Origin of the sequence: Zooshikella sp. RANM57, assembly GCF_050749885.1 — a bacterium.
Taxonomy (GTDB): domain Bacteria; phylum Pseudomonadota; class Gammaproteobacteria; order Pseudomonadales; family Zooshikellaceae; genus Zooshikella.
This window is the reverse complement of record NZ_JBOIUB010000004.1, coordinates 103,975-114,885: the sequence shown is the minus strand read 5'-3', so window position 1 is coordinate 114,885 and position 10,911 is coordinate 103,975. Positions and strand designations below refer to the sequence as shown.

Genomic DNA, 10,911 nt, shown 5'->3' with positions numbered 1-10,911 from the left:
GATCTAATTCCTTTATAATTTTTTGTTTAACCACATATTAATTAACAGGAAACTGAACTACCTTTTCTTCAGTGGTATTACCAACAGAATCTTTTAACCCAGAAATAACTAACTCATTCCCTTGTCTTATCTGTTTAGCAGTAGGGAAATAAATTATTGTTATTTCACTTGGTTTTTGAGAGAAAAGGCTATCATTAAAATTTGATACTGCGACATTATCTAATACTATTTGCCTATAATAAGGAAACTCGCCATTTACGCCTGGTGATAACAGTGATTTTTTATGTAATTTAATTTTTAATTCTGACAAATCAATACCACTCACTTTCCCAATCGTTGGATAAACATCATTATTTACTGTCAATCCAGTTTCTGGGAAAGGATCTTTTATAATTAACTGTATTTTTACTGGTTTAATATTAATTGAAGTAGTGATTGTCTCACCGATAAACTGCTGTGTTTTAAATTTTTTTCCAGACTGGCCTTTATGAAAATTGTCATAGAAAAATGGTACAACTGATCCGCCGTTACTACTCACAATTTGTACTATTCCCGAAATATCTCCTGCTTTTATTTTATTAATTGTTGCAACGCCATTTTCATCTGTCTTAACCGTATAGTTTGTTGTTCCATTTATTGTTGTTGAATTTAATCCCAGCGATGAAAGATCTTTTTTGTCATCACGGCGAATTCCTAAATTAACTGTTACACCAGAAATATCAATTCGCCTAACTTTTGAATAATCTTCATCAGTCCAATCTCCACTATCATCATCATTACCTTCTGAATCAATGGGTATATATCTATCTACCCTCTGGAAACGAAAGACTTTATATTTGACAGGCTGTTCTAGTGATTTGCCTATATATCCTGTTGAGTTTGATCCTTTCGAAGTAACAAGTGTAGGGCCCATATCAACAGCAATAAATATGTTTTTTGTTTCACTCCCCACATTTACTGAACATTGAAAAGGTGCTCCTATTTTTACTCCAAACTCATCAAAAGAAGGTTTGAATCCTGGTTTTGCACCAATACCACCAACCCACAATCCCCTCTCATCGGTTTTCATTGAAGTATATATTTTACCTTTATATTCACCATTATATAGTTGTAAGTTATCAGGTAAATCTACTTTTATTTGAGCATTTGGTGCAGGGTTTTTATATTTATCATACGCTTTAACTTTTACTGCATTAGAACGAACAGTCCCTATTGATAGTCTATTATATGGTGCAGCAATTATCTCAATGTCTGAAGCAATATCAGGTTTACCTATTGAAGAAAATATAACTGGTGCAGCATGTCCAGGAATCGTTGCAATAACCTGATGCGGGAAATTTATTAATGATACATTCGGGTTATCACTAAAATCATCAAAATATGCTTTTTCACCAAGCTGATGACTTACTTGAATGATTCCACTATCATCTGTTTTTACTACAAATTCATTTTCATTATTATTCGAATATATAACTCCTTTTTTAACTTTTATTTTCCCTGCTTTATTCATTATTTTCCAATTAGTCATAACTTGACTTACTGGCTCATTGCTTTCATCTAGGAACTGTATACTATAATCTTTTTTAAGCGTTTTACCTACAATTCCTTTTTGCTCTTTACCTTTTATCAAAACTTTTTTAATTTGCTTTTCTACAACACTTACCGTTAATATTGCAGGTTTCATATTCGGTGCACTAACAATAATATCATAGACACCTTTTTGATTCGGTGTTAACACTTTTACTGCTACAACACCTTGACTATTAGAGTTTACTGAAAATGATTTGTTATTTATAGAAGCTGCATACATACTTCGTTTTTGAATATTGAATATTGATGCATTATCTCTTCTTTGAACTTCAAATGTTACTGGAATACCTGCTGCGGGAAAACCTGTAGGCCCTGATGTAATAACTTCCACAGGTAATCCCAATTCTGCTCCTGCAATAGCAGTTTGCCCATTACCACTAGTTATATGTACTTCAGGAATTTTTTTCTTACCTTTTATATTAAAATCTAATCTATATTCAGCTTTCCCTGATTTTTCGATTATACTTACCTGTAAACGATATAACCCAGTATTTGTTATTTCAAAATTATTTATTAGTATTTGATTTACCTTACCGGTTCTAACTTTCTTTACTACAGCACCATTTGGATCAATAAGGGCAAGCTCTAGTATAGAGTTTTGGTTTAGCACATTAAAATTTATATTAATTTTATTACCACTGATTCCAATAAATGAAAATTCATCAATATCACTCAATTCGTTCAACGTAGCACTAACTTTTTGCCCATTAACCAATTCAGAAGATGCACTTTTTATTTTTTGGGGAACAATTTCAAATGGAATTTCATTACTTTCTAAACCAGCTACTTTAACTTTCAACAAGCCTTTTGCAACTTTACTTGAAGCCTTAACAACTAGTTGATTTGCTTTAGCACTGATTATTTCCAAACCACTTTTATTGAAAATTACAACATTTTTCGATATATCAGTGTTAAATCCTTGTCCATCTATATAAAAAACTGACCCAATTATTACTTTTCCAGGACTAACTAAGGTTATAACTGGAGCATAATTACCATGGCTTTTTAACTGTAAATTCTCTTTATCTTTAGCCATTCTAACAATATATGCTTCACTTTCGTTAAGTTTAAAATTATCACCCGTTATCTGTTCTTTATCATAGTATGCAATTTCAAATTTCTTAGTTTTTATATTATACTTTTCAATTGATTTGACTTCCTCACTAGTTCCAAGCTCTTTTAACCAATCGAATGCTGAATATTTCCCAGGAATACACCCGACGCCTATTAAATTCATACCTTTATATAAATTTACTTTAGGACAATTTTTACTACCTATTAAACCAACAATTTTTGTTGTTTTACTATGTATAATATACCCAACACCTTGCTTAATAGGAAAGTTGTATCCATAAACCTCATCATTTTTAGAATCAAATGTTGCTTTTTCAAATGTTCCTGTTTTTGAATTAAATCGTTGAATACTTTGAATATTACTTGCTTTTCTCAATTCTTTCAGTAGGCTAAAAGCATCAATACCTTCAGGTGACGATACTGGATATGAAAGATAGTTAATACCTTTATTTAATACCCAATAGCTATTTGGTTCAGCAACACTATTCGTTATAAAGTTTATATCAGAAATTTCCCTTAATTCACTAATGTTAAATAACTTTGGCGAAGTATTTTCTCCATCGACCGCACTTTCATTTTCGTTGTAATATTCTTCTGGAAAGTCTGTATCCAATGTGTTTCGAATTATTGGATTGATACGCTCAGGTTCTAATCCTCTGGGATCTCCATCTAGGGGCTCTATACCAATGATATAATTACCTTTTGGAACAGGTATTTCAAATATTCCATCTTTTAATGAATATGAACCAACAATCTTATTCTTTGTTAGCGGGTCAGCTGCATAAACATGAGCACCAACAATTGCTTTACTTGTGGCACCATCAATGACTTTTCCTTTTATTAATCCATAATTATTTGAATAATTTTCTTGTAAAGGGTATTTTTTTGAAATATACGCAATATCATCGCTATGCAAGGTTCTACCAATTTCAAAATCATTATTCACAAATGGAAACATTATTGAATTTTTTATTGATGAATGTGACAACCCAAAACAATGTCCTATTTCATGCAGTAAAACTGACTGCAAATCATTCCCATCATCGTTTTTTGTAAGTTTAAATATTTTTTTTCCATCAAATACTATATCAGCATCAATAATTGTTCCCCTTGGGTATATTCCATTTGGTATATCTTGCTTACCATCTCCATTAAGGTCATTATTAATATCTGTTACAGTTAGTTCTGATGAAGTTATTGTTGTCATACAGTAAGCTAATGTTTCTTCATCAAATTCAATATCAGGATCTGAAAATGTGATCAAATTATAACCATCCACCCCAGTTCCAATAATACTTTCTGCTTTATGTGAAAATTTACTTACTTCACCAAGATACTTAAATTTTAAGTAGCTTGTGTTTATTTCTTCCCATTTATTTAATGCATTATTTATTTCTTGACCAATTTGCTCATTTGTAATTTCTGAGTTCAGATATCCCACATCACTCAAAACATAGGATATAGGCAACATTCTTTTATCCCATTTTGCTGGAACTGCATCCCCATTATCTGTAAACTTAATTAAATCACCACCTGCTAGAGCAAAATTAATTGAACAGATGCCAACCCCAAATAAAGTAATTAATCGAATAACCAATAACTTCATAATATTTTCTTAATCCATTACTTATTAAGCCAATATAACTTCAATAAGCTTACTAATGATTTATTGTTTTACTATTGAATAGGTATAAATTTAAAATTCTGTGTTTTATTAACAACCTTTTTATTTTCAACTTCAAACTCTATCATTTGAACTATTTCTTTTTTTTCTTTTTTATTCAAATCAACATCCTTATTATTCAATTCATCTTTTCGGACTAATTTTTCTTTTACAAATTCATCTTCATAATACAGAATATCAGTCGGATCAATCTCATATAAATTATCAGAAAACAAATTCGTACTTAATAAACAATAAAGACATAACAAATATTTCATCAAGTCACTACCCGCAATAATCTTATCTATCAATATTAATTATTTATTATTTTTTTAATTTTTAAAATAAACTCATCAAGTTTAATGCTTTCATGTAGAAGTTCAGCTTTTGAATTCTTTATATCTAGTTTTGCTTTTTTAACAAATGTAACTACTGATTTATTACCTTTTTCATCTACTTTAACTCTAAAAACACCTTGACTACCACCCACAACATTAAGCTGTCCATTCTCTTCATTTTTATTCAAGAAAAGAATTACTTTATCACTTAATTTAAAGTTAACACTCCCAGGAACGTTTGTACTTATTTTTGTTTTTAATAGTGGATGTAAGGCTGTGCCGCCAATTGTTTCAATATTTATATATTGCACATCATTTTTAATTGAATCTATTAAACTAAATCCATACCCTGTAAATACTTTATTATTTCTCCAAAAACTTTCAACTTTATCACATTTTGCATATACTATATAGTTAGCTCGTTCTATCAATTCATTTAAACTTAATGATTTACCAATGTCGGCATATGAATACTGCCACCATGCACCCATACATAAGACTAAAAAAAATTTTGTTATTTTTAAAATCATCACTTTCACTTCACAAGCTGTTATTTATCTAATAAAATTTTATGTTAATTCGATTTTTTATTTATCACATCTAACAAGCACCATAAACCCTTCTATTTTTTCCTCCCCCTCAATTTCATTGTTTTTCATTCTATAGCATACTTCATTCACAGAAACCACACTACTTCCTGAGCTATAATTTATTTTATTTATAGCAATATCCTCTAATTTTTTTATTAACACTGGATTACCATCACTTCCATAAAATCGATTTATATCAATATATACTTTATTTGTACTATTATTTGGAATTGTCGCCACTGGATATAAAGCAGCGTGATGCTTCGCCAGAATAAGAGTGTTATTGGCATCTAAGTAATTATTATCAGTTAGCTTAAAACTCACTGGTTTTTTGATCGAAAGCAATCCTTTCTCATCAAAAAATGTAGTTTTTTTCGGAGTTTTCAAGCTTATAAATTTATCACTTTCAGGGTATATTTTTTCATTTTCTTCTATAGAGAATAATATTTTTAGATAGTATTTTGTATTAGCTTGCACTCCAATAATTTCAATCTTTGTTAATTGTCTGTTTATGGCAATTGACTTTTGTTTTACTTCTATTAGCCCCTTTTTTTTAAAATAGTCACTTCCTTTTTTATTATAGAATTCTAATTTAGTATTTGTTAATTTTTTATCTGAAAGAATCCAACACTCAAAACTTCCAGGTGTAACATCACTTATAAATATATCTAAAACTGAGGCATTACACTTCGATACAATAAAGAGTATCAAAATAATGCTATAACTTACTATTTTTTGAAGCATACATACTTCCTTGATTTCTTTTATTCATTTCTCTATTCTTTGCAAAATCAGAATGCACACTGTGCTCTTACTGTAAATTTACATAATCAAGCCTTCCATGCGATGCTGCCTTGCATTTTGACTATTACAATTTCAAGATCTTCTATTTTATATAAACCTTAAAGTCGGTTATTCTATCAGCATTACAATACGAATGCTATCGTATTGTAATGCTATAATTTAGGAATTAACTTAAAGTACTCTATGAACTTCCAAATGTTTTTTGTATAATTTTTAACCGGATTCGGACTGTATTGACTTAATAGATAGACAAAACGAATCATTCATTGATTGCTATTTCCCTTAATTTATACCTCTATTGGAAAATAGTCTTCATGCCATATAAGTACCTATTTTTAAGGTACGATGCTATTCAGAAAATAATTTGTTTGAGCCTGATGTTAACGGCTTATAAAGCCTATTTAAACTAGGTAAGGTTAGGATATATCTAAGAGTCTCGCCCAAATAACCATTTATTTAACAAGGGAAAATAGTTCAAATTGCGTATTTTTGTGATCACTAAGCGAAGTAATGATTTACTACTAATGCAATTCATTGAAGCAAAGTTAGGCAAATACCTTTAATTAAAATTTACCCTATCCCATCCTCATCCACATTCTTAGGCAGCTCACTAAACGCAACGACACCATTGCGGCCTCGGCGCTTGGCTTCATATAGTGCTTTGTCAGCCATATTGATGAGCATATCGGGGTTTTGATGAGGGATGGGGGAGCAAGCAGCAACGCCAATACTTGTAGTAACTATTTGGAATTCACTGCCAGGATGAGGAATTGCAGCTTGTTTTAAACCTTCTATAATACGACCTGCTAATACTTTAGCGCCAGCCTCATCGGTTAGAGGGAGTATTCCAGCAAATTCTTCTCCGCCATATCGAGCTAATAAATCATGACGACTTTTTACTACATTACGAAAAACATCTGCAACTAATGACAGACAATCATCGCCTTCGGGATGGCCTAAGGCATCGTTGTACCGTTTAAAATAATCCAAATCAATCATAAGTAATGCAATAGGGTTTCCTGTACTGATCGCACTACTCCAAGCACTTGCCAGGTATTCGTCAAAGCGTCGTCGATTAGCAACTTGTGTTAGCTCGTCAAGGCGTGCATTATCAAACAGTTGTAGGTTAACCTGAGCCAACTGATCCATGACTTGTCCGCGCTTTTGAATTTCTGCAGCCAACAAATCCCGCTGCCTAAAAAAGTCATTCACCAGTGATGCTAACCTGCCATATTCATCATCTCTTGCAAGCAATGTATTTAACTCACTGGCTGTATTTTTGTCCAAGGCACTTGTTAAACGTTTTAATGGGGACAACACCCAAATTTGCAGTAAAAAATACGTTAAAAACAACAAACAAATGATTGAAAAACCATTCACAATGATTAGCTGAGTCGAAGCATTATAAAGCTTCTTTAAATCTTCCAGCACTGTTGTTGCTACAAGAAAAGCAACAGCTTGTCCTGATACCCCTCTTAAAGGTAAGGCAATACGAATATTCCATGGATCATTCAACGTTGACGTCAATGATTGGTGGTTATTAAGTACAATACTGGAATCACTGTCAGTTAGTAAGGCTATTTGCTTTAAATAATCTTCACCCACAGGTTGAGCAAGTACTAACCAACCTTTTGCTATACCCAAGCGTTCATAGTCTTCACTACTATTGAGAGGACATGCAGCAAGTTCAAAAATAGATTGTTTATGTCGGTAGAATCCTTGATAAAACGCTAATCCTTTAACTGTCTTCAAGGTGGCTTTTTGTAGTGGTTGCTCTAATTCAGGCTGGTTATCTACAACAAATCTGTAAACTGTTTGGTATTCAGGATTGACAACCCAGGTATGCGTAATGCCAAATTCAGGAAGGCTAGTATCAATATTGACTTTAGCCCAGCGTCGATCCAGATTTTCTGAAAAAACCTGCATCTCAGTCCACTGACTATAATCACCACAAGCACTGCGTAGCGTTAGCCCTAAACGCTTAACCATTCGAATTAAGTTTTGCTGCAAAAAATTCTGGCGATAATCTACTAATTCTTGAGTTGACTGGTTACGCATCCATGTCATCCAGCCTTCTAAACTCAAAAAGCCAAGCGATAGAATCACTAGAACGGTTAAAATACGCTTTTGTACTTGCTCCTTATACATTGCCCCCGACTTCGCCGAATGATTAAGTTCCTTTTAAATTTAGCAGAAGGTCAGGCATCCACTGCATATATTTGGCTATTTACCTGCCATTGAAATACGACGAAGCTTATCCTTGTTATATACGTCTCTTGCAAAGCGAAGCTCTCCCTCTTTATTTATCCAAGCAGTAAGATAAGTAATATATACAGGGACAGGCGCATGTAGCGAAAGCGTTGTCATCTGACCAGAATTTAATACCTGATCAATTTTTTTACTTGAATAATATCGATTATTTTTTAAGAGTTGTTCAGCTAATTGTCTAGGTTTTTCCACTCTCACACAACCAGAACTAAGCGCGCGGTTGTGGCGACTGAATAAGTATTTCTGAGGCGTATCATGTAAGTAAATTGCCTGGCTATTTGGGAAATTAAATTTAAACCGTCCTAAAGCATTATGTGAGCCTGAACTCTGTCTAAGCTGATATGGAAATGCTGAACGATCTACTTTGTTAAAATTTATGTTGTCCCAATCAATATCATCAAAATCAACGTTTACTACATTATTATCTTTGTACTGGAACAAACTAAAATTATGTTTTTTCAAATAGTTAGGTTGTTTCTGTAATTTAGGAAGAATATCTTTATAAGCTATCTTGCTAGGAACAGTCCAGGTTGGATTCACAATAATGGAGCGAATGGTATCTACCATAAGAGGTGTTGGTCGATAAGGTTTACCAACAATCACTCGCATAGACAACTTTATTTCACCATTTTCAACATATTGAAGCGAGTAATCAGGTACATTAACCATCACATAACGTCGCCCTAAATCATCAGGAAGATGCTCTAGTCTCTTCAGATTTTGCGCTATTAACTGTGCTTTCTGTCCAGGCCCAGCATACAAAGATAGGTATGTTGCTTTGTTAATATGACCAGAGGCTGGTAACTGGTGACGACGTTGATAGCGCTGTATCGCTAAATAAAGAGGGTCAGAAGATGTTTTATGATCACCCGTCGCTGTCAGCAATTGTGCCAGCAACGCATTCTTGTCTTCTGGCTTATACAACATGAATTGATCATACGTTGGCAATGATTGCCATACAGAACTCTGTGCCAATTGATGGTATCTGAGAAATGCCATTGATAATTGATAATACTGTTGGCTTGCCACTGCCATTGTCGATGAAAAGGCCTTGCCCTGAAAAGCTAAAAGCACAAGCGCAAGGAAGCTACCCATCTTACATTTCTGATTCAAAGTGACCAATGTCATATCAGGTACTACTATCATCCAATGAATGTATGCCCGAAAATCTGTTTACTTCAGGCGTGTAACAGCCATACACCTTAAAAACCAAGTTACACTGCAGCAAATGCAGTAAACTGTATAATAGGTTTTTAACTAATCTGACTTTTTTAAATACTGTTAAATTATAGTTGTTAACACGTAACTAAAAAGAATGAAAATGAATTATTCATTCTATTACTACATAGCAAAGTTATAAGTAACATACATGCTTAAATATCAAGTTAATAGCAACATATTACCATCCATACACAGCCACAAACGCTTCTGTCTGGCACTGTACCAGTATGGATGGAAGTTATAAATTCAAACCTAGCTTATGAAGAATAAATAACGGGCAGGGAAATTAACACAACTCACAGTGATTCTCTATTACACTTAAGGAGAAAGCGCAGTTGTGTGATTCTTTTAAAACAAGACAAGCCAAACAGATCGAAACACTTATCGCTATTGTATCACAGTCTCTTGCCGAACAATTTTAATGATAATATGGAAATAAAAACCTGTTTAAGCGTATCAGACAGAAATGCCTATCAAAATTCAACAACTTAACCACCACTGAAAACTTCATTCATAATTGATATGTTATTACCTCAATTTATTGACTAAGGTATTTGGCCATTATGGCTGAGACATCAACCTTTTTTAGCGCTTCATTAAACTTCTGCTGTATTTCTTTTCCTTTTTCACTTTTACGAAAGCAAACATATAGCTTCTTGTCTTCAAGCAGTGTCTTGTTAAATACAAGCTTTCCTTTTACTTTTTTCAATGAAGGATCCGTATCAAGCAAGTAAGACATAACATACTTGTCAATGACCGCCAATTTTACTCTGCCAGCATTTAATTTTAGTAAGTTCTTGACATCATCACCCGCACTATCCACTTTTATTGTTCCGGCCTCAGCCATTTGATCGAATTCTGTGGTATTAACGTAGCCACTCACTGTACCAATTTTATATGCTTTTAAATCCTCCAAACTCTTCCATACCACAGGGTCACTTTTTTTCTCTGCCAAACCTAAAGGTCCGCTTCCCATCGGCTCAGAAAAAATAAAGTCTTCCTCAAGCTCTGCAGCATAGTACTCGGGAAAATAGCCTAAATATTTATCATCATTTTTAGCTAAATTAACCGCACGTTTCCAAGGGTAAAAGTCAACTACTAACTCAAGACCCGCCTCAGCAAATACAGCTTTAGCCACTGCAACGGATGCCCCTTGATCAGGTAGGGTTTTACCCGTATAGGGAGGCCAATCCAAAGAGGTCAGATAAACCTTATTGTCTGCTAAAGCAAACGTAGCTTGCACCCCGAACACCCATAACATCAAGCAAACTGTTAAACGAAATACATTTATGCTTTTCATCATTACACCCCCACTATGTTCCAAGATGAATGAATCATCTTCATGCAGTTTATTCTCAGTTTA

7 protein-coding genes are annotated in these 10,911 nt (G+C 33.3%); all 7 read right to left on the bottom strand.

The window, feature by feature from the left end; all coding sequences use genetic code 11:
* Positions 1-37: 37 nt before the first annotated feature.
* The 7 genes from ACQ96U_RS10295 to ACQ96U_RS10265 all read right to left on the bottom strand — a co-directional run bounded on the left by ACQ96U_RS10295 (position 38) and on the right by ACQ96U_RS10265 (position 10,851).
* On the bottom strand, positions 38-4,270 hold the full coding sequence (locus ACQ96U_RS10295) for a matrixin family metalloprotease (RefSeq protein ID WP_431721161.1): 4,233 nt from the start codon (positions 4,268-4,270) through the stop codon (positions 38-40).
* Positions 4,271-4,341: 71 nt separating this feature from the next.
* Positions 4,342-4,605, bottom strand: coding sequence for a hypothetical protein (locus ACQ96U_RS10290; RefSeq protein WP_431721160.1), 264 nt, complete (start codon positions 4,603-4,605; stop codon positions 4,342-4,344).
* Between the two features lie 35 nt (positions 4,606-4,640).
* Positions 4,641-5,198: a hypothetical protein gene (locus tag ACQ96U_RS10285; protein ID WP_431721159.1), complete on the bottom strand. Its 558-nt coding sequence runs from the start codon at positions 5,196-5,198 to the stop codon at positions 4,641-4,643.
* Positions 5,199-5,252: 54 nt separating this feature from the next.
* Complete coding sequence (locus ACQ96U_RS10280; RefSeq protein ID WP_431721158.1) at positions 5,253-5,999, bottom strand: hypothetical protein; 747 nt, start codon at positions 5,997-5,999, stop codon at positions 5,253-5,255.
* A gap of 630 nt (positions 6,000-6,629) precedes the next feature.
* Positions 6,630-8,207, bottom strand: coding sequence for a sensor domain-containing diguanylate cyclase (locus tag ACQ96U_RS10275; protein ID WP_431721157.1), 1,578 nt, complete (start codon positions 8,205-8,207; stop codon positions 6,630-6,632).
* Between the two features lie 75 nt (positions 8,208-8,282).
* Positions 8,283-9,455: a L,D-transpeptidase family protein gene (locus tag ACQ96U_RS10270; protein WP_431721156.1), complete on the bottom strand. Its 1,173-nt coding sequence runs from the start codon at positions 9,453-9,455 to the stop codon at positions 8,283-8,285.
* Positions 9,456-10,086: 631 nt separating this feature from the next.
* Entirely contained in the window at positions 10,087-10,851 is a 765-nt protein-coding gene (locus tag ACQ96U_RS10265) for a substrate-binding periplasmic protein (protein ID WP_431721155.1), read from the bottom strand.
* Between the last annotated feature and the right edge of the window lie 60 nt (positions 10,852-10,911).

What these genes read in the sequence shown, in the direction of transcription:
- ACQ96U_RS10295 (WP_431721161.1), bottom strand. Translation starts at nt 4,270, where the DNA reads ATGAAGTTATTGGTTATTCGATTAATTACTTTATTTGGGGTTGGCATC.
- ACQ96U_RS10290 (WP_431721160.1), bottom strand. Translation starts at nt 4,605, where the DNA reads ATGAAATATTTGTTATGTCTTTATTGTTTATTAAGTACGAATTTGTTT.
- ACQ96U_RS10280 (WP_431721158.1), bottom strand. Translation starts at nt 5,999, where the DNA reads ATGCTTCAAAAAATAGTAAGTTATAGCATTATTTTGATACTCTTTATT.
- ACQ96U_RS10275 (WP_431721157.1), bottom strand. Translation starts at nt 8,207, where the DNA reads ATGTATAAGGAGCAAGTACAAAAGCGTATTTTAACCGTTCTAGTGATT.
- ACQ96U_RS10270 (WP_431721156.1), bottom strand. Translation starts at nt 9,455, where the DNA reads ATGACATTGGTCACTTTGAATCAGAAATGTAAGATGGGTAGCTTCCTT.
- ACQ96U_RS10265 (WP_431721155.1), bottom strand. Translation starts at nt 10,851, where the DNA reads ATGATGAAAAGCATAAATGTATTTCGTTTAACAGTTTGCTTGATGTTA.